This window comes from Cellulomonas sp. URHE0023, from assembly GCF_000688475.1.
In the GTDB taxonomy this organism is placed as follows: domain Bacteria; phylum Actinomycetota; class Actinomycetes; order Actinomycetales; family Cellulomonadaceae; genus Cellulomonas.
Genome location: NZ_JIAN01000005.1, coordinates 1,569,067 through 1,588,578, shown reverse-complemented (window position 1 = coordinate 1,588,578; position 19,512 = coordinate 1,569,067). Strand labels below are relative to the sequence as shown.

18 protein-coding genes are annotated in these 19,512 nt (G+C 70.9%); 11 read left to right on the top strand and 7 right to left on the bottom strand.

The window, feature by feature from the left end:
- Window positions 1-24: 24 nt before the first annotated feature.
- From N553_RS0108145 to N553_RS21790, 3 genes are all read left to right on the top strand, one after another.
- Window positions 25-750 carry an MIP/aquaporin family protein gene (locus tag N553_RS0108145; protein WP_034620873.1) on the top strand — a complete coding sequence of 242 codons (726 nt, stop codon included), beginning with the start codon at window positions 25-27 and terminating at the stop codon, window positions 748-750.
- 131 nt (window positions 751-881) lie between these two features.
- Window positions 882-2,405 (top strand): glycerol kinase GlpK, encoded by a 1,524-nt coding sequence (gene glpK / locus N553_RS0108140; RefSeq protein ID WP_028046101.1) that lies wholly within the window; start codon window positions 882-884, stop codon window positions 2,403-2,405.
- A 188-nt stretch (window positions 2,406-2,593) separates the two neighbouring features.
- On the top strand, window positions 2,594-3,214 hold the full coding sequence (locus N553_RS21790; RefSeq protein WP_051639913.1) for a TetR/AcrR family transcriptional regulator: 621 nt from the start codon (window positions 2,594-2,596) through the stop codon (window positions 3,212-3,214).
- Window positions 3,215-3,275: 61 nt separating this feature from the next.
- On the opposite strand, the gene N553_RS0108130 is transcribed toward N553_RS21790, so the two are convergent.
- Window positions 3,276-4,031, bottom strand: coding sequence for an SDR family NAD(P)-dependent oxidoreductase (locus tag N553_RS0108130; RefSeq protein WP_028046100.1), 756 nt, complete (start codon window positions 4,029-4,031; stop codon window positions 3,276-3,278).
- Between the two features lie 177 nt (window positions 4,032-4,208).
- Here N553_RS0108130 and N553_RS0108125 point away from each other — a divergent pair, with 177 nt between their 5' ends.
- From N553_RS0108125 to N553_RS21775, 5 genes are all read left to right on the top strand, one after another.
- Complete coding sequence (locus N553_RS0108125; RefSeq protein ID WP_028046099.1) at window positions 4,209-4,997, top strand: exodeoxyribonuclease III; 789 nt, start codon at window positions 4,209-4,211, stop codon at window positions 4,995-4,997.
- Window positions 4,998-5,065: 68 nt separating this feature from the next.
- On the top strand, window positions 5,066-6,277 hold the full coding sequence (locus N553_RS25610; RefSeq protein WP_051639912.1) for a DUF4190 domain-containing protein: 1,212 nt from the start codon (window positions 5,066-5,068) through the stop codon (window positions 6,275-6,277).
- 80 nt (window positions 6,278-6,357) lie between these two features.
- Window positions 6,358-6,945, top strand: a complete 588-nt coding sequence (locus tag N553_RS0108115) for a DUF4190 domain-containing protein (protein ID WP_231505195.1) — start codon at window positions 6,358-6,360, stop codon at window positions 6,943-6,945.
- 86 nt (window positions 6,946-7,031) lie between these two features.
- Window positions 7,032-9,269 carry a glycoside hydrolase family 3 C-terminal domain-containing protein gene (locus tag N553_RS0108110; RefSeq protein ID WP_034621421.1) on the top strand — a complete coding sequence of 746 codons (2,238 nt, stop codon included), beginning with the start codon at window positions 7,032-7,034 and terminating at the stop codon, window positions 9,267-9,269.
- Between the two features lie 27 nt (window positions 9,270-9,296).
- A complete protein-coding gene (locus N553_RS21775; RefSeq protein ID WP_156043742.1) occupies window positions 9,297-9,851 on the top strand; it encodes a hypothetical protein in 555 nt (184 codons plus the stop codon).
- On the opposite strand, the gene N553_RS21770 is transcribed toward N553_RS21775, so the two are convergent.
- From N553_RS21770 to N553_RS21765, 4 genes are all read right to left on the bottom strand, one after another.
- Entirely contained in the window at window positions 9,843-10,508 is a 666-nt protein-coding gene (locus N553_RS21770; RefSeq protein ID WP_051639911.1) for a TetR/AcrR family transcriptional regulator, read from the bottom strand. The two genes, N553_RS21775 and N553_RS21770, sit on opposite strands and share 9 nt — an antisense overlap.
- Before the next feature lie 56 nt (window positions 10,509-10,564).
- Complete coding sequence (clpB, locus tag N553_RS0108095; RefSeq protein WP_028046096.1) at window positions 10,565-13,171, bottom strand: ATP-dependent chaperone ClpB; 2,607 nt, start codon at window positions 13,169-13,171, stop codon at window positions 10,565-10,567.
- A 114-nt stretch (window positions 13,172-13,285) separates the two neighbouring features.
- Complete coding sequence (locus tag N553_RS0108090) at window positions 13,286-13,774, bottom strand: hypothetical protein (RefSeq protein WP_028046095.1); 489 nt, start codon at window positions 13,772-13,774, stop codon at window positions 13,286-13,288.
- Window positions 13,771-14,325, bottom strand: a complete 555-nt coding sequence (locus tag N553_RS21765; protein ID WP_051639910.1) for an RNA polymerase sigma factor — start codon at window positions 14,323-14,325, stop codon at window positions 13,771-13,773. The genes N553_RS0108090 and N553_RS21765 overlap by 4 nt, the downstream gene beginning before the upstream one ends.
- A 25-nt stretch (window positions 14,326-14,350) precedes the next feature.
- Here N553_RS21765 and N553_RS0108080 point away from each other — a divergent pair, with 25 nt between their 5' ends.
- Both N553_RS0108080 and N553_RS0108075 read left to right on the top strand, forming a co-directional pair.
- Entirely contained in the window at window positions 14,351-15,307 is a 957-nt protein-coding gene (locus tag N553_RS0108080) for an alpha/beta hydrolase (RefSeq protein WP_028046094.1), read from the top strand.
- Entirely contained in the window at window positions 15,304-16,251 is a 948-nt protein-coding gene (locus tag N553_RS0108075) for a YhjD/YihY/BrkB family envelope integrity protein (RefSeq protein ID WP_028046093.1), read from the top strand. Before N553_RS0108080 ends, N553_RS0108075 begins: the two co-directional genes overlap by 4 nt.
- A 12-nt stretch (window positions 16,252-16,263) precedes the next feature.
- On the opposite strand, the gene N553_RS21760 is transcribed toward N553_RS0108075, so the two are convergent.
- Complete coding sequence (locus N553_RS21760; RefSeq protein ID WP_231505194.1) at window positions 16,264-17,544, bottom strand: ion channel protein; 1,281 nt, start codon at window positions 17,542-17,544, stop codon at window positions 16,264-16,266.
- Between the two features lie 80 nt (window positions 17,545-17,624).
- Window positions 17,625-18,617, bottom strand: coding sequence for a cation diffusion facilitator family transporter (locus N553_RS0108065; protein ID WP_051639909.1), 993 nt, complete (start codon window positions 18,615-18,617; stop codon window positions 17,625-17,627).
- A gap of 97 nt (window positions 18,618-18,714) precedes the next feature.
- Here N553_RS0108065 and N553_RS0108060 point away from each other — a divergent pair, with 97 nt between their 5' ends.
- Complete coding sequence (locus N553_RS0108060) at window positions 18,715-19,497, top strand: VOC family protein (RefSeq protein ID WP_028046091.1); 783 nt, start codon at window positions 18,715-18,717, stop codon at window positions 19,495-19,497.
- Window positions 19,498-19,512 lie beyond the last annotated feature (15 nt).

The window sequence follows — 19,512 nt, the reverse complement described above, 5'->3', positions numbered from 1 at the left end:
AAAGGGTCGACTGTGACTTACACAATGACAGATGCCTTCTGGTCCGAGGTGATGGGAACCGGGCTCCTGGTGCTGCTGGGTACGGGTGTCGTCGCGAACGTCATCCTCCCGAAGAACAAGGGCTTCGACGGTGGCTGGCTCCTCATCAACTTCGGATGGGGCTTTGCGGTCATGGCGGGCGTCTTCGCCTCGTTCAAGTCCGGCGCTCACCTCAACCCCGCGGTGACGGCCGGCATCTGGGCCAGCGGTGCGGACGAGTTCGCACCAGGCATCCCCGTCACGGCGGCGAACGGGTTCTACTACGTGGTTGCACAGATGCTCGGTGCAGCACTGGGCGCCCTGCTCTGCTTCATCGCCTACAAGAAGCACTTCGACGAGGACGCCGACGGCGCCACCAAGCTCGCCGTCTTCTCGACCGGACCGGCGATCCGCTCCTACGGCTGGAACTTCATCACTGAGGTCATCGGCACGTTCGTCCTGGTGTTCGTCATCCTCTGCTTCGCGAAGAGCCCCGCCGCACTCGGGCCGCTACCCGTCGCGTTCCTGGTGGTCGGCATCGGCGCCAGCCTCGGTGGCCCCACCGGCTACGCCATCAACCCGGCCCGCGACCTCGGCCCGCGCATCGCCCACGCACTTCTGCCCATCAGGGGCAAGGGCTCGAGCGACTGGTCGTACTCCTGGGTCCCCGTCGCCGGCCCACTGGTCGGCGGTGTCATCGGCGGTCTCGTCGCCAGCGCCTACGTCGTCTGACGACCGTCTGACCACGTCCCACGCGTCCGGACGGCGCCGCTGGCCCCCTGGTCGGCGTCGTCCGGACCCCATCTCGGATCGCACAACGCTGTGCTCGGTCCTCAGCACACAACCTCGGAGGAATTCGCACCATGCCCGACACCCAGTACATCCTTGCCATCGACCAGGGCACCACGAGCTCCCGCGCGATCGTCTTCGACCACTCCGGGCAGATCGTCGAGTCCGGCCAGATCGAGCACGAGCAGATCTTCCCGCGCGCCGGGTGGGTCGAGCACGACGCTGAGGAGATCTGGAAGAACGTCCGCGAGGTGGTGGGGCTCGCACTCACCCGCGCCAACCTGACCTACAAGGACATCGCAGCGGTCGGCATCACCAACCAGCGCGAGACCGCCGTCGTGTGGGACCGCACCACCGGCAAGCCCGTCTACAACGCGATCGTCTGGCAGGACACCCGCACGCAGAAGATCGCCGACGAGCTGGGTGCGCTCGGCGGCGGCGCCGAACGCTACAAGGACAAGGTCGGCCTCCCGCTGGCCACCTACTTCTCCGGCCCGAAGATCAAGTGGATCCTCGACAACGTCGAGGGTGCCCGCGCCAAGGCCGAGGCCGGTGACCTCGCGTTCGGCAACACCGACTCGTGGGTGCTGTGGAACATGACCGGCGGCGTCGACGGCGGCGTGCACGCCACGGACCCGACCAACGCGTCGCGGACCATGCTGATGAACCTCGACACGCTCACGTGGAACGAGGACATCGCCAAGGACATGGGCATCCCGCTGTCGATGCTCCCCGAGATCCGCTCGTCGTCCGAGGTCTACGGCAAGGGGCGCGAGGGTGGCATGGTTCCGGGCGTGCCGATCGCCGGCATCCTCGGTGACCAGCAGGCGGCCACGTTCGGCCAGGCGTGCTTCGAGGTCGGCATGGCCAAGAACACGTACGGCACCGGCAACTTCATGCTCATCAACACGGGCACGACGCCGATCCCGTCGAAGAACGGGCTCCTGACCACAGTCTGCTACAAGATCGGTCAGCAGCCGACCGTGTACGCGCTCGAGGGCTCGATCGCCGTCACCGGGTCGCTGGTCCAGTGGCTCCGCGACAACCTCGGCCTGATCTCGTCGGCACCGGAGATCGAGACGCTCGCCGGCTCCGTCGAGGACAACGGCGGCGTGTACATCGTGCCGGCGTTCTCGGGTCTGTTCGCGCCCTACTGGCGTTCGGACGCCCGCGGCGCGATCGTCGGCCTGACGCGCTTCGTCAACAAGGGTCACATCGCGCGGGCGGCCCTCGAGGCGACCGCGTTCCAGACGCGTGAGGTCCTCGACGCGATGAACGCCGACTCGGGAGTCAACCTGACCGAGCTCAAGGTCGACGGCGGCATGATCGCCAACGAGGCGCTCATGCAGTTCCAGGCGGACATCCTCGGCGTCACCGTGGTCCGGCCCAAGGTCGCCGAGACGACCGCGCTCGGTGCCGCCTACGCGGCCGGCATCGCAGTCGGCTTCTGGAACGGCGAGCAGGACGTCATCGACAACTGGGCCGAGGACAAGCGCTGGGAGCCGAACATGGCCGACGACGAGCGCGACCGGCAGTACCGGCTCTGGAAGAAGGCGGTCACCAAGACCTTCGACTGGATGGACGACGACGTGGTCTGAGTCCGAGCTGCGGTCGTGCGTGGGGGCACGCCCACGGCGGGGGGGACGGAGCAGGGCTGCTGAGCCCGCCCGTCCTGACGAGGCCCGGCGTCCGGAGGGGGGCGCCGGGTCTCGTCATGCCGGTCGTCGGCCGGGGCCTGACCCGCAGTACGTAAACCGACACCCGTTGCGAAGCTACAGTGGAACGCATGACGGGCGAGGGTGACCGTGCGCGGATGGATCCTCGAGTCCTGCGCACCCGCCGACTGCTCCAGGAGGCTCTCCTGACGCTCGCGCGGCAGAAGCCGTTCTCCGAGATCACCGTTGCCGACGTCACGGACCGCGCCACGGTGAACCGGAGCACCTTCTACCAGCACTATCCCGACACCGACACGCTCCTGGCTGACGCGCTCGACATGCAGGCGTCGCAGTTCGGTGTGGACCTCGCGGGCATCCTTCCCGACGCGCCCGCCGACCAGCCCCCGGACGTCATGGTGCGTTACGCGGTCCTCATGTCGGAGAACCTCCCCCTGTACCGCGACGCCCTCGGACCGCACGGCTCGGCGGTGGCCGTCGCTCGTCTGCACGCCCGGTTCCGTCAGCTGATCCTGGACGCGATCGCGAAGATCGGTGGGACGCCCGCGGTCACGGACATCCCGCCGGAGCTCCATGCGGCCGCCATGGCCGGCTCGATCATCGGCGTGCTCGGCGCGTGGATCCAGCTCGACCCGCTACCACCAGCGCAGGACGCGGCACGGTGGGCCTGGTCGACCGTGACCGGACGCACCCTGTCCGCGCCGGTCGACCACAGGCACGACGCGTACGGCTGACGCACCCGGCCGCGCCGCTCGGCTCGACGCGGCTCGGCTCGGCTCGGCTCGGCTCCGCTCGCTAGGAGAACCAGGCGCCGCCGTTGACGTCGAGCACCGCGCCGGTCACGAAGGCGGCACCAGGCGACGCGAGGTACAGGACCGCCTCGGCGACGTCGTCCGCCGCACCCGCCCGGCCGGTCGGTGTGGCAGCGACCGCCGCCCGCTGCGCCGGCTCGGGGGTGTGCGCTGCGTGCATCGGCGTGCCGGCGACGAACCCCGGCGCCACGACGTTGACGGTGATGCCACGAGGGCCGAGCTCGCGGGCGAGCGCCCGGGAGAAGCCCTCGAGCGCGGCCTTGGCCGTCGTGTAGGCAACCATGCCCGTGCCGCCACCGCTGTGGGCGGCCTGCGCGCCGACCGAGATGATCCGGCCCCCGCCGGACATGAAGCCCAGAGCAGCCCGGCTCGCGTAGAACGCGGAGGACAGGTTCAGGTCGAGCACGCCGTGCCAGTGGGCGTCGTCCATCGTCGCGAGCCCTCGCCGTTCGACGAGGCCGCCGACGTTGTTGACGAGGATGTCGATGCCGCCGCCGAGCGACTGGGCCGCGGCCGCCACCGACTCGTCGACGTCCCAGCTGCGTCGCAGGTCCACCTGGAACGCGGAGCCCACCCGGCCGTACTCCTTGATCTTGACCAGCACGTCGGTGGCGTCGTGGGCCAAGTGGGTGAAGGCGACGTCCGCACCCGCCCGCGCGAGGCTCAGCGCGATCGCCCGACCGATCCCGACCGCGCCGCCGGTGACCAGAGCGCGGCGCCCTGCGAGTACCTCCGACACCGAGACCTCCGCTCCTCGTGGCCCAGGCAGCTGCGCAGGGACCTCCGGTCCGCACCGTACGGGACCGGTTCGTCCCGCTCAACAGTGGTTCGTCATCCTTTGTCCCATCTGGGCGCATCTCCGCGAGATTCATCCGGATGCCGCAGGCGTCGGTGCTGCCCGGTAGCGTCCTGCCCCATGCGTCTGGCCACCTGGAACATCAACTCGATCCGTGCGCGTACCGACCGGGCCGTCGCGTTCCTGGAACGCACGGGCGTCGACGTCCTCGCACTGCAGGAGACGAAGTGCAAGGACGACCAGTTCCCGCGCGAGGCGTTCGAGGCGCTCGGCTACCAGGTGGCCACGAGCGGCTTCAGCCAGTGGAACGGCGTCGCGATCGTCTCCAAGGTCGGGATCGAGGACGTCGAGGTCGGCTTCCCCGGGATGCCGACGTGGGGCGATCCGGCGGCGGCGGAGGCCCGCGCGATCGGGGCGACGTGCGCGGGCGTCCGGGTCTGGAGCCTGTACGTGCCCAACGGCCGGGAGGTGGACGACCCGCACTTCGCCTACAAGCTCGACTGGCTCGCGCGGCTGCGTGACGCCGCGCACGGCTGGCTCGAGGCGGACCCGCAGGCGCAGCTCGCCCTCGTGGGCGACTGGAACATCGCACCGCTCGACACGGACGTCTGGGACATGGCCCGGTTCGCGGGCAGGACCCACGTGACCCCGGCCGAGCGGGACGCCTTCACGGCCATCGGCAAGGCCGGGTACACGGAGGTCTCCAGGCTCCACCAGCCAGCGGAGCACACCTACACGTACTGGGACTACCAGCAGCTGCGCTTCCCCCGGAACGAGGGCATGCGCATCGACCTGACGTACGCCACCCCCGCGCTGGCGGCCCGGGTGACCGGCGTGAGCATCGAACGCAACGAGCGCAAGGGCAAGGCGCCGTCCGACCACGTCCCCGTGGTTCTCGAGATCGCCTGATGACCAGCTCACGGGTGATCTGTGGGCAGATCACTCACGGCCGACCTGGTCTGGACTAGGTTTCCCGCATGAGCAACGAGCCTGGGGGGTCGGCTCCGCTGCCCGATCCGTACACCACACCCAGCGGGAACGAGGCCGACCGCGGCCCTGTCCCGCCACCACCGAGCGGCTACGAGGCCGTGCTGCCGCCCCCGGCGCCGTACACGACGCCCGGGCAGCGCGGCGGCGCCCCGTACGCGAGCTACGCCGCCCCGGCGCCCGGCAACCCGCCGGCCGAGTCCAACCCGTTCGCGCCCCCGGCTGCTGCGGCACCGTCTCCCTACGGGAGCCCGGCGCCCGCGCCGTCGTCGCCCTACGGCCCGCCACCGGCAGGTGCGCCCTACGGACAAGCACCTGCGTACGGCAACCCGGCCGGCCAGGCGCATCCCTACGGCGTCGCGCCGGCCTACGGGCAACCCCCGGCCTACGGTCAGACCCCTCCCCCTGGGTACGGAACGCCGTACGGCGCCACGCCCTACGGCTACCCCGGCGGCCCGTCCCAGCAGGTCCCCACCGAGCCGCTGGCTATCGCGTCGCTGGTGACCAGCCTCGTGGGCCTGGTCTTCCTGGCCGGTCTGACCGGCCCGGTCGGTCTGGGTCTGGGGATCGCAGCCCTGCGGCGGACCCGGAAGAACGGCAAGCGCGGCCGCGGCATGGCGATCGCCGGGATCGTGGTCGGCGCCTTCGACATCCTGTTCCTGCTCGCCATGACCGCTGTGGTGGTCGCCCTCGTCAACGCCGACTGGGAGTCGTACGAGGACTCGTACTCGTACGGAAGCGGCGAGGACGACTACGACTACGGCAATGACGACGACGACACCGACGACGAGCTGACCGACGACACGATCCCCGACTACACGCTGCGCACCGACCTGGTGGTGGGTGACTGCCTCGACTACTACGCCTACCAGTGGGACATGTCCGACTCGGCCGTGGTGGGCTGCGACGCGCCGCACGAGGGCGAGGTGCTCGCGACGATCCCGCTGTCGGGACCGACCAACCCGAGCCTGTCGTCGGACGACCCGGTCTGGAACGCCGCGTGGGACGCGTGCATGGTGCAGGCCACTGACCTCCTGCACGACAGCGTCGACCTGGGCGAGGTCGTGCTGTACGCCCCGCACCCGGACGACTTCGCGGGCGGCGCCACGAGCGGGTACTGCGCGTTCTTCACCGAGAACCCGGCCACGGGCTCGGCGATCCAGCACACCCTGACGCTCTCGTCCGCGGGGAGCACGACCTGAGCTCTCGCGATGAGGCGTACAGCTACCCCGAGCCGCACTACGCGCCGGGCTGGCAGGCGCCGCGCGCTCGGATCGAGCCCGTGGCCGTGTGGTCGCTCGTCACGGGGATCCTGCTGGTCGGACCGGTCGCCGTGGTGCTGGCGGTGCTGGCGCTGCGCCGGATCCGGCGTCGGTCGACGCGCGGCAGGGGTCTCGCGATCGCGGGTCTCGTGCTCGGCGCGATCTCGACCGTGGCCCTCCTCGCCGCAGGCGTCGTCGGCGTGCTGACGTGGACCGGCACCCGGCCGCTGCCTTCGGACGTCGGGTCAGCACGCGACGCGCACGCCCAGCAGCTGGTCACCGGGAACTGCCTGGCCTCCCTGCCGGCGGACGGTCGAGTCGACACCGTTCGGGTCGCGCCCTGCGCGGAGTCCCACGCCGCACAGGTGGTCACGGTCTACGAGTTCCTGGAGGACTCGATCTGGCCCGGGCAGCGGGCCGTGGACGCCCGCGTCGCACGCTCCTGCGTGCTGGACCAGGCTGAGCTCGACGCCGGCGTCACCGCCGTGACGTGGGCGCCGACGGAGCAGTCGTGGTCCCGCGGAGACCGGACCGGGCTGTGCCTGGCCGTCGTCGAGGGCGGTGGCGTCACGGGCTCGTTCCTCGACGACAGCGCCCAGATCCCGTGATTCCTACCCTTACCGCTCGGTAGGGAATGGGCTAGTGTCGGTCGTGCCGTCGTTCTGTACCGATAAACCCCAAGGAGATGCTTGCGATGACGCAAGTCTTCGACGTCGAGCGCGTCCTGGCTGAGCTGACCCTCGAGGAGAAGGCGTCGCTGACGTCCGGCTCCGACTTCTGGCACACACAGCCGGTCGAGCGCGCAGGCGTTCCCGCGATCATGGTGACCGACGGTCCGCACGGGCTGCGCAAGCAGGCGCACAACCCCGACCACCTGGGCATCGGCATCTCCGTGCCGGCCACCTGCTTCCCGACCGCGGCCGCCCTCGGCTCGTCGTGGGACGTCGACCTGGTCCGGCGCGTGGGTGAGGCGCTCGGCCGCGAGACACGCGCCAACGACGTCACCGTGCTGCTGGGTCCCGGCGTCAACATCAAGCGCACCCCGCTGTGCGGGCGCAACTTCGAGTACGTCTCCGAGGACCCGGTGGTCGCGGGCGAGCTGGGGGCGGCGATCGTCCGCGGCATCCAGAGCCAGGGCGTCGGCACGGCGCTCAAGCACTTCGCGGCCAACAACCAGGAGACCGACCGGATGCGCGTCTCCGCGGACGTCGACGAGCGCACGCTGCGCGAGATCTACCTGCCGGCGTTCGAGCGCGTCGTCACCACCGCCCAGCCGTGGACCGTGATGTGCGCGTACAACAAGGTCAACGGCACCTACGCGTCCGAGCACCGCTGGCTCCTGACCGACGTGCTGCGCGACGAGTGGGCGTTCGAGGGGCTCGTCATGTCCGACTGGGGTGCCGTGCACGACCGTGTCCCGGCCCTCGCCGCAGGACTGGACCTGCAGATGCCGGCGTCCACGGCGGGTTCCGACGAGGCGGTCGTGGCCGCCGTCCGGGACGGCTCGCTCGACGAGGCCGTGCTGGACGTGGCCGTCCGCAGGGTCCTGGCACTGATCGCCCGGTCGGCGCAGCAGTCACGCACAGACCTCGCCGGGGCGGTCACCTTCGACGTCGACGACCACCACCTGCTCGCCCGCGAGGCTGCCGGCGACGGCTCGGTCCTGCTCAAGAACGACCCGGTCGACGGCACCCCCCTGCTGCCGTTGACGGGGTCCTTCGCCGTGATCGGTGAGTTCGCCCGGACCCCGCGGTACCAGGGCGCCGGGTCGTCGCAGGTCAACCCGACGCGCCTCGACGACGCACTCACGGCACTCGGCGGCGACGTCCCGTTCGCGCCGGGGTTCACCATCGCGGGCGGACCGTCGGGGGACGACGACGCACTGCGGGCACAGGCGGTCGAGGTCGCGCGTTCGGCGGAGACGGTCGTCGCGTTCCTCGGTCTGCCCGGGCCCGACGAGTCCGAGGGCTACGACCGTCCGCGCCTGGGCCTGCCCGACAACCAGGTGGCGACGCTCCGCGCCGTCGCCGAGGTGACGCCCCGGGTCGTCGTCGTGCTCGCGAACGGCTCCGCCGTCGCGGTGAGCGAGTGGCAGCACCTGGCCCCCGCGATCCTCGAGACGTGGCTGGGCGGGCAGGCCGGCGGATCGGCGGTCGCGGACCTGCTCACGGGAGCCCGCAACCCGTCGGGCAAGCTCACCGAGACGATCCCGCACCGCCTCGAGGACACCCCGGCCTTCGGCAGCTTCCCCGGCGAGCTCGGGCACGTCCGCTACGGCGAGGGTGTTCTCGTCGGCTACCGCTGGTACGACACCCGCGCGTTCGACGTGGCGTTCCCGTTCGGGCACGGGCTGTCGTACACGACCTTCTCCTACAGCGACGTCGCGGCGACCGAGACGTCGGCGACCGTCACGGTCACCAACACGGGCTCATCGGCCGGCGCGGAGGTGGTGCAGGTCTACGTCCGCGACCCCGAGGCGTCCGTGCTCCGTCCGACCCGGGAGCTCAAGGCCTTCGGCAAGGTGTCGCTGGCCCCAGGCGAGTCCCGCATCCTCACGTTCGAGCTCACACGTCGCGACCTGTCCTACTGGCACTGCGGACTGCACCGCTGGGTGGTCGAGGGCGGCGAGTTCGTCATCGAGGTCGGCGCCTCGTCGCGCGACATCAGGGGTTCGGTGTCGATCCAGGTCGCCGGCGACCCGTTGTGGGGTGAGCTCACCGCGATGTCCACGATCGCCGAGTGGCTCGAGCACCCCGTCGGTGGACCGCTCATGCAGTCCGCGCTCACCGTCCCGGCCGACATCCCGCCGATGAGCGAGGCGGACCAAGCGATGCTCGCGCAGATGCCCGCCAAGGTGCTCGTGACGTTCGGGATGTCCAGCTTCACGCTGGCGGACCTCGACGACCTGGTGGCCAAGGTCGCGGCGGGCTGACGACCGGCCGGATGGCACACTCGCCGGATGGGTGTGGTGACCGAGACGCTCCTCGACGAGCTGCACGACGCCGGCGTCATCTTCGAGGACGCGCTGAGCGACGACGACCTGCGAAGCGTCGAGCAGCAGCTCGGCTTCACGTTCGGTGCGGACCACCGCGACCTCCTGTCCCGGGTCCTGCCTGTCGGTCGGGGGTGGCCGGACTGGCTGGCGGGCGACGACGAGCTGCGCGAGCTGTTGGCCGCACCCGTCGACCGCGTGGTGCTCGACGTCCTGAGCGACGACTTCTGGCTCGAATCGTGGGGGCCCGCCCGCGGTGACGAGACCGTCGCGCGCGCACACCTCGCCACGGTGCCGGTCCTGGTGCCCGTCTTCGGGCACCGTTTCCAGGTCAGCGGCGCGGCGTCCGGCGCTCCGGTCCTGTCGGCCTACGGCACGGACGTCATCTACTACGGGGCGGACCTCGGCGACTACCTGAGACGTGAGTTCCTCATCCAGTCCCGCGTCCCACCCCTTGCCGACGGGCAACGGATCCCGTTCTGGTCCGACCTCGCCGACGGTGCGGCCGGCCCCTCAGCGTGACGGGGCCGGCGGGGCGGCGAAGGCCGCGATCTGCTGTCGGAGCGCCGACGCCATGTCCACGCGGGTCTGCGGGGTGTCGCTGTCCATGAGGAACTGGACCTGCAGGCCGTCCATCACCGCGACCAGGAGCCGGGCCGCGATGTCGGGCTCGACACCCTCACGGAGCCTGCCCTGCACGCGCCATCCCTCGAACGCGGTCAGCGCGTCCGAGACGGTCGTCCGGTAGCGGTCCTGGAAGTAGCGGTGCGCGGGGTGGTCGGGCGACGTCGCCTCGGCAGACAGGGTCGCGAAGAGCTCGACGATGCCCGGTCGGGCGGCGTTGCGCTCGGCCACCTGGACGATGGCGTCGAAGAAGTCGACCCCCGCGTCGAGGTCGGCCTGGAACGCGGCGCCGTCGATCTCGTCGCGACGGACCAGCACGGCCTCGAGCAGCGCCGCCTTGCTGGGGAAGTGGTGCAGCAGACCGGGGTGCGAGATGCCGACGCGTGCCGAGATCTCACGCAGCGAGGCCGTGTGGTAGCCGACCTCCCCGAACAGTTGCATGGCGGAGTCGAGGAGCTCCAGGCGCGTGGCCCTGCCCTTGGCGTAGCCACCCCGTGAACGGCCTGGACCGGTATCCCCGGGGGGAGCAGTGTCGGTGGCCGCCGTGGTCGTCATGGGTCACAGGATGGCACCGATCGCGAATGCCGACCACGTGGTAACCGTGCGCGGCGTCAGCCGACGGCGGTCCGGCGTGAGCTCACCACGAGGCCCTGGTCACCCCGTTCGACCACCACGGTGTCACCGTCGGTGATCTCGCCGGCCAGCAGTCTCCTGGCCAGGCGGTCACCGATCTCGCGCTGCACCAGACGGCGCAGCGGGCGGGCCCCGTAGGCAGGGTCGTAGCCTTCGAGCGCCAGCCACTCGGCCGCGGCGGGCGACACCTCGAGGGTGAGCCGCCGGTCGGAGAGCCGTCGACCCAGGAGCTCGACCTGCAGGCTGACGATGTGCCCGATCTCCTCGAGCGACAGCGGGTCGAACAGGACCACGTCGTCGAGCCGGTTGAGCAGCTCGGGCTTGAATGCCGTCCGCACCGCACCCATGACGGCGTCGTGCTTCTCCCGGTCGCTCAGCCTCGGGTCAGCCAGGTACTGCGAGCCCAGGTTCGACGTCATCACGAGGATCACGTTGCGGAAGTCGACCGTCCGGCCCTGCCCGTCGGTCAGGCGCCCGTCGTCGAGCACCTGCAGGAGCAGGTCGAACACCTCGGGGTGGGCCTTCTCGACCTCGTCGAGGAGCACGACGGAGTACGGACGCCGGCGGACCGCCTCGGTCAGCTGGCCACCCTCCTCGTACCCGACGTAGCCGGGAGGGGCGCCGACGAGCCGTGCGACCGAGTGCTTCTCGCTGTACTCCGACATGTCGATGCGGACCATGGCGCGCTCGTCGTCGAACAGGAAGTCCGCGAGCGCCTTGGCCAGCTCGGTCTTGCCGACGCCGGTCGGGCCGAGGAACAGGAAGCTGCCCGTCGGCCGGTCTGGGTCGGAGATGCCCGCCCGGGCACGCCGGACGGCGTCGGACACGGCGGCGACAGCCATCTTCTGTCCCACCAGCCGCTCGCCCAGGACCTCCTCCATGCGCAGGAGCTTGGCGGTCTCGGCCTCGAGCAGCCGCCCCGCCGGGATGCCGGTCCACTGCGCGACGACGTCGGCGACCTCGTCGGGCCCGACCTTCTCGGCGATCATCGGGGGACCGTCGTCGACGACCTCCTCCACCTCCTCGGAGGCCTCCGCCGCGCTGATCGACTGCTGCAGGGCGGGGATCTCCCCGTACAGGATCCGGGCCGCCTTCTCGGTCTCCCCCTCGAGCAGGAGGCGCTCGGCGTCCGTGCGCAGAGCGTCGAGGCGGGCCTTCAGGTCACCGACCAGGTTGTGGCCTGCCTTCTCCTTCTCCCACCTGCCGGTCAGGGCGGCCAGGTCCTCTCGTCGGTCGGCGAGGTCCTTGCGGAGCCGCTCGAGCCGTTCCTTCGACGCGGGGTCGTCGGACTCGGACAGGACGACCTCCTCCATCTCCAGACGCGTCACGGCACGCTGGAGCTCATCGACCTCGATCGGCGACGAGTCCAGCTCCATCCGAAGCCTCGAGGCGGCCTCGTCGACGAGGTCGATCGCCTTGTCGGGGAGCTGGCGGCCCGTGATGTACCTGTCCGAGAGCGTGGCAGCCGCGACGAGAGCGGAGTCGGCGATCGTGACCTTGTGGTGCGCCTCGTAGCGCTCCTTGAGCCCACGCAGGATGGCGACGGTGTCCTCGACGGACGGCTCGCCGACGAACACCTGCTGGAACCGACGCTCGAGGGCGGGGTCCTTCTCGATGCGCTGGCGGTACTCGTCGAGCGTCGTCGCGCCCACCAGGCGGAGCTCACCGCGCGCCAGCATGGGCTTGAGCATGTTGCCGGCGTCCATCGCGCCCTCGCCACCCGCGCCCGCACCGACGACCGTGTGGATCTCGTCGATGAACGTCACGACCTCGCCGTTGGAGCCGGTGATCTCCTCGAGGACGGCCTTGAGGCGCTCCTCGAACTCGCCGCGGTACTTGGCGCCGGCCACCATCGCGGCCAGGTCGAGCGCCACGAGCTTCTTGCCGCGCAGGCTCTCGGGCACGTCCCCGGCGACGATGCGCTGGGCAAGGCCCTCGACGACGGCGGTCTTGCCGACGCCGGGCTCGCCGATCAGGACCGGGTTGTTCTTGGTGCGCCGCGAGAGCACCTGCACGACGCGGCGGATCTCGGAGTCGCGGCCGATGACCGGGTCCAGCTTGCCGTCGCGGGCCTGCTGCGTCAGGTCGACACCGTACTTCTCGAGCGCCTTGTAGGTGCCCTCCGGATCCGGGGTCGTGACGCGTGCGGAACCGCGGACCGTCGGGAGCGCGGCCGCGAGCGCGTCACGCGACGCCCCCTGCGCCCGCAGGGCGTCGGCGATGCCGGACTGCCCGGCGGCGAGGCCGAGCAGAAGGTGCTCGGTGGAGACGAAGTCGTCGCCCAGGGCGCGAGCCTCGGACGAGGCGGCCTCGAGGGCGGTGCTCAACGAGCGCGAGGCTGACGGCTGGGCGAGGGACGCGCCGCTGGCGGTGGGCAGGCCGACGAGCATCCCCCGTACGGACCGGCCCAGGGCTGCACGGTCGGCTCCGACCGCGTCGAGCAGGCCGTTGGCGACGCCGCCCTGCTGTGCGAGCAGCGCAGCGAGCAGGTGCACGGGCTCGAGCTGCGGGTTGCCTGCAGCAGAGGCTGCCTGGATGGCGTCGCCCAGTGCCTCCTGGGAACGAGTGGTGAACTTGGCGTCCACATGACCTCCTGAAGAGTCGAGACGTCTTCCTCAACCGCGACCGAAGTTGAGTCTATTCCGCTCAACTCTGTTAGCGCGCGGTGTGGCTCGCGCGGTGTGGCTCGCGCGGTGTGGCTACGGCCGGACCGTGCCCCACGCCTCGACATCCTGGCCGTCGGCCTTGGCGTTCTGCCACGCGAGATAGGCGGCCGCGTACGCGTCGAGCTCCTCCAGGGTGTCGAACGCCCGGGTGGCTCGCAGGTCACGCTCGGTGTCGACGTCCGTCATGGTGAACGTGCCCTTGCCGACCTTCGTGAGCTCCACGAGGTCATCCTGCGTGATCCGGTTCCCGTCGTAGAGGACGTCCAGCGCGTCAGAGCTGACCACGACCGCCTCAGGGCCGTTCGGGCCGACGGCCACCACGGTGATCGCGACCGCAGCGGCCAGACCCAGGCCGACCAGCAGGACGACCAGGAACGATCCGACGACGAGGGGCCGGGTCCGCCGGGCAGCCACCCCCGGGTCGACCAGGCGTGGGTCCGCGACCATGGTGTCCATGAGGTGCTCGCGCAGCTCCCGGCTGCGCTCGGCACTGAGCGGACGAGGATCTGGAAGGTCGATCATGCCGAGATCACCGGCTCCTCCAGCGGCCCGCGAGTACGGTCCAGCGACCAACGCACCGACGTCACCTGGATGCCGATCACGTCGGCGATCTCCTCGTCGGACAGCCCGCCGAACGCGTGCAGCTCGAGGATCTCCCGGTGCCTGCCCTTCACGTGCGCGATCCGGCGCAGCACGCCGCGCATCACGTCCTCACCGTCGCGCGGTGCAGACCGTGCGGACGCAGACCGTTGGGTGGGGACCATGCGCCTTCGCCGCTGCACGCGGACCGTGGCCAGGTGCAGCAGGACCGGCAGCGCGCTGGCGTCCGCGGGCGTCAGCTCGGTCCGTCGCCGCCACGCCTGCAGGAACGTCTCGGTGAGCAGCTCCTCGGCGACCGTCCACGATCCCGTCAGTCGGAAGCAGTAGAGGTGCACCGCCTGGTGGTGCCGGTCGAAGAGGGTCCCGAACGCGGGCGCGTCGTCTCGGTCCTCTGACAGCCAGAGGTCTCGATCGGTGCGCGCGTCCACACGTTCCTGATCGGCAGGGCCGACCCCGGATGTGAGGCGGTTCACGTGACGGACGTGGCACGATCACGCCATGACGCAGCCGCAGGCGCACCCGGACGTGCTCGGAGCGGGCTGGACGGCCCGGACCCTGGAGCTGCGGCCCGACGGTCGCACGCCGGGACCGGTCGCCACGCTGGTCGAGCACACGCCCGACCGGCCGGCGTCACGCCGTGCCGTGCTGTACGTGCACGGGTTCGTCGACTACTTCTTCCACACCGACTTCGCCACGGCGCTCGAGGGCGCTGGTTACGACCTGTTCGCCCTCGACCTGCGCGACTTCGGCCGGTCCATCCAGGAGGGTCGGCCGGCCAACTTCACGACGAGCCTGGCCGCCTTCCGCGAGGAGATCGACGCGTCGATCGCGCTGCTGCGCCACGACCACGACCAGGTCGTGCTGCTCGGACACTCGATGGGAGGCCTGGTCAGTGCGCTGTGGGCGGACGCCCGGGCGGGCACGGGGAAGATCGACGCGCTGGTGCTCAACAGCCCGTGGCTGGAGCTGCGAGGGAACTGGTTCGAGCGCACCGCGTTCACGGCTGCGCTCGACGTCGTCGGCAAGCTCGCACCCATGGTCCCGGTCGGGAAGGTCGCCCCGTTCTACGGTGAGGCGCTGCACCGCGACACCGGCGGCGAGTGGGACTACGAGCTGATGTGGAAGCCCCACGCTGGGTTCCCCGGACGTGCCGGGTTCGGCCGCACGGTGCGCCGAGGACACAAGCAGGTGGCACGCGGCCTCGCGATCGACGTGCCCGTCCTGGTGCTCGCGTCCGACAGGTCAGGGCCCGACGCGCGGTGGCACGAGGAGATCCTGACCACCGACTCCGTCCTCGACGTCGCGCACATCCGTGAGCGGGCACCGCTCCTGGGGCCGGACGTCACCTTCGTCGAGATCCCGGGTGGCGCCCACGACCTCGCCCTGTCCCCCGCGCCCGCGCGCGAGCACTACACGGCGGAGGTCGTCGCCTTCCTCGACGCAAGGCTGACGTGAGCGCACGGTACGAGCGCTGGAAGCTGCGGACGCTGCGCCTCGTCGCGCGCTGGAAGATCCGCGGTCAGCGCTACTGGGAGAGTCTGCGCGGAACTCCCCTGGGCACCCTGATCGACCGGGTCGTCAGCGGGTTCACAGCGATCGAGCCGTTCGACCGGGCGATGACCCTGGCAGCGCAGGCGTTCGTCTCGATCGTCCCGATCATGATCGTGGCCGCGGCTGTCCGACCGCACAAGGTGGGGTTCGGCGCGTCGATGGGCGACGCGATCGGCCTGTCCGACGACGTCCAGCAGACCCTGGCCGGCAGTCTGCCGAGCACCGCGACGGTGGCCAGCGGCGTCGGGCTCTTCGGTTTCCTCGTCGCGTTCTTCAGCGCGACCGCCTACTCGCGCGCGCTCGAACGGATGTTCCTCAAGGTGTGGGACGTGCGCAAGCCTCCGTTGCGGACGGCGTGGCGGTGGATCGCGACGATCGTGGCCGTGATGGTCGCGATCGCGCTGCTCTCGCTCACCCAGGCGATCCTGGGCGACGGCCCGTTCGACAACGTGGTCGAGACCGCGATCCGGTTCGTCGTCTGGACCGTGGTGTGGACCTACGTGCCGTGGGTCCTGATGCGCACCGAGATCTCGGTCCGCGCGCTCACGTTCACCGGCGCCATCATCTCGGTGGCGCTCACCGTCCTCGCGGTCTTCGGCAGCATCTACCTGCCGATCGTCCTGACGACCGGGGCCGAGGAGTTCGGCGTGCTCGGACTCGTGTTCGCCTACATCAGCTGGCTGTTCGTGCTCAGCTTCGCGATCGTCGGCGCGACCGTGGTGGGACGCGCGTGCGCTCAGGACGAGGGGATCCTGGGGCGGCTCGTACGCGGTCCGTCAGCGCAGGACGCGAACGTGCCCAACCTCAGCGCGGACGCCTGGCGTCGGTGGGGTGGGCTGGGCGACTGACCCCGAGCGCGGTCACGCCGGGGGCGCCACCGGACCGGGAGGTGCCGGGCGCGCGATCAGCTCCGGACGGTTGGTCACGAGGAGCCAAGCGACCAGCGTCGCCAGAAGGAACGCAGGCAGCAGGACCATCTGCGGCACCACGGCGACGGCCATGAAGATGCTCAGCCACCCGCTGCGCGTCGCAGCCACGAGGATGCCGACGCACGCGCACCCGACCGCCAGCGGCAGCGAGACGGTGGGCCACGCCTGATGGATCGCGAACCCGAGTGCCACGCCGATGAACAACGTCGGGAAGATCCGCCCGCCACGGAAGCCCGACGTGGCCGCCACGAGCAGAGCGAAGAGCTTGACGACCGCGAACACCAGGAACCCGAGCGCGGTGGTGCTGGCAGCCAGGCCGGGCAGCTCCTGCATCTGCTTGAGGCCCTTGAACAGCGTGACCTCGCCGCCGATCGCACCCAGGACCCCGAGGAGCAGACCACCGGCCGTCAGCATGAGCACCGGGTGCTTGATCTTCTGGAACACCCTGTGGAACGGCACGAACAGGTAGACCGCGACGAGCCCGAACGCAGCGGCCCCCAGCGAGATCAGGATGCCGAGCCCGAGGTCCTTGAGGCCGCCGTCGACGTACGTGCCGACGTCCACCGAGAGGTCCAGGTCGGCCAGCGTCATCGTCGTCAGCGCTCCGGTGGTGGCCGCGACGAGCGGCGCGAACAGCCGGTCCCACAGCGGGATGCGCTTGTCTCCCGCGTTCAGCTCGGACAGCAGCAGGGCGGCCGCGACCGGAGTGCCGAACATTGCGCCGAGCGTTCCCGACACCGCGATCGCGAGCCAGACCGGCACGTTGACCTGGGGGAAGAGCTTGAGACCGACCCAGACGATGATCCCGACGTTGATCCCGATGATCGGGTTCTCCGGCCCGAGGCTCACGCCGCCCGCGAGCATGAGGATCAGCGCGGCCGCGAGGCCAGGCAGCACGACGGGCCTGAGGGGCTCGGCGACGAGCTCGACCGTCGCGGGGTCCGGCCCGGCGTGACCGGGCGCGTACCTGACGACGAGCCCGATCAGCAGGCCCGTGCCCGTGAGCATGATGATCGTCCACGCGTCGGAGTGGGCCTCGAAGCCGAATGCCGCGGAGACGTCGTCCCAGAGCCAGCCCGAGAGCCGCTCGGCCACGGTGCTGAGCGCGAGCAGCGACAGGGAGCAGAACACACCCATCACCGCCGCCGGCACGGCCAGCTTGATGAGCGCTCCGACCGGGACGTGGAAGGGTGCCTCGTCGACTGTGCTCACGATGTCGCTCCTCGGGTCGTGGTGTGCGGCCTGGGTGACCCCGGCGACGGCGTCCTTGCCTTCCGGCCCGCCCTGGTCAATCACGGGCGCACCCGCGGCACCAGCGGGACGTCCTGCGGTTCGGACAGCGACAGCAGGGCTCCGACGATGTGCGGGTTCGCGGCGATCCTGCGTTCGAGCGACGCGAGCACGTGCGACGCCTGGTCCTCGGGCAGGTTGCCGACGAGGTCCACAGCCCCGGTCAGGAACAGCTGTCGTGCGCCCACGTACTCGAGGCGCAGCTCGGTGACGCGTTCGACCTCGGCCAGCCGCAGGAGCTCGCGCAGTGCGGCATCCCGCAGACCGGGGTCCGCGTTCTCGCCGACGAGGAACCGGCGGTTGCGGTCGATGAGCACGATCGCGACCACGCCCAGCAGGATGCCGACGAGGATCGAGCCGACCGCGTCGGGGGTCCCGGAGCCCGTCACCTGGTGCAGACCGATCCCCACGAACGCGATGGCGATGCCCACGAGGCCGGCGGCATCCTCGAAGAACACGGCGCGCACCGTCGGGTCGCTCGTCGCCAGCACATGCTCGACCAGGTCCATGTCGCGGGTGCTGGCCGCCCGCTTGGCCTGCCGCGACGCCTGGAAGAACGACGCACCCTCGAGGAGCGCGCTGACGGCCAGGACGGCGTAGGCGATGCCGAAGTCGGTCGCAGGCTCCGGGTGGGCGAGCTCGGAGATGCCGTGCGTGATCGAGACGCCGGCGCCCACCGCGAACAGGCCGATCGCGGCGAACAGCGACCACACGTACACCTCGCGACCGTGGCCCAGCGGGTGCGTGGCGTCCGCCGGCCTGGCTGCCCGCCGCTGCGCGACGAGCAGGAACACCTCGTTGCCGGTGTCCGCCCACGAGTGCGCCGCCTCCGCCAGCATCGAGGCCGACCCGGTGACGACGGCGGCCACCGACTTGGCGATCGCGATGAGGACGTTGGCCACGAACGCGACGACGACGGTCAGCACGCTCTCGTCCTGCGGGGCCTCGAGGTCGTCCCGGACCACCGGGACGACGGGCTGCTCGCTCGAGGTCATGTGCCCTGGTTAGCACACGCCGCCCCAGGCTGTCTGCCGGACCTGTGCACCGCGTGCCCGCGCTGCGGTCGCCAACGCCCGGGTGTTGGGTGGGCGTATGACCACCCATCGAGACGCCTGGCCGTCGGGCACCCCCGCCTGGGCGGACATCACCGTCCCTTCGCTGCCCGTGGCGACGCGGTTCTACGGTGCGCTGTTCGGCTGGACCTTCGAGGTGGGCGGCCCGGAGACCGGCGGGTACACGCAGGCGTTCCTCGATGGCCGGCGCGTCGTCGGGCTGACCGAGCCCATGCCGGCGGCTCCGGCACAGCCGCCCGCATGGTGCGTGTACCTCGCCACCGACGACCTGCTCGCGACCGCCGAGCAGGTGGTGTCCGCGGGCGGCCGCCTCGTCCTGGCGCCCATGGGGATCCTCGGCTTCGGGACGATGGGGCTCTACGCCGACCCCGCGGGCGCCGTCTTCGGCCTGTGGCAGTCCGGCACCCACACGGGCTGGGACGTCGAGCAGGAGCCGGGCTCGATCGTGTGGACGGAGGTCATGGTCCACGACCAGCCGCGCGCCCTCGCGTTCTACCGGGAGGTCTTCGGCTACCACGTGGAGGATCTCAGCGCTCCGGGCTTCACGTACGCCTCGCTCTCGCTCGGAGCGGGGCCGCTCGCCGGTGTCGGCCGCTACGGTCCGTCAGCGGGGGCGGCTGCTCCGCCGGCCTGGACGCTCTACTTCGCCGTGACCGACACCGACGCCGCGGCGTCGTCGATCGCGTCCCTCGGCGGGACCGTCGTCAGCCCCCCGACCGACACCGCGTTCGGCCGCATGGCGATCGCCGCCGGACCGTTCGGTGAGGTGTTCGCGGTGATGGGCCCCCGGCTCACCGCCTGACCCCGGGCGCCTACG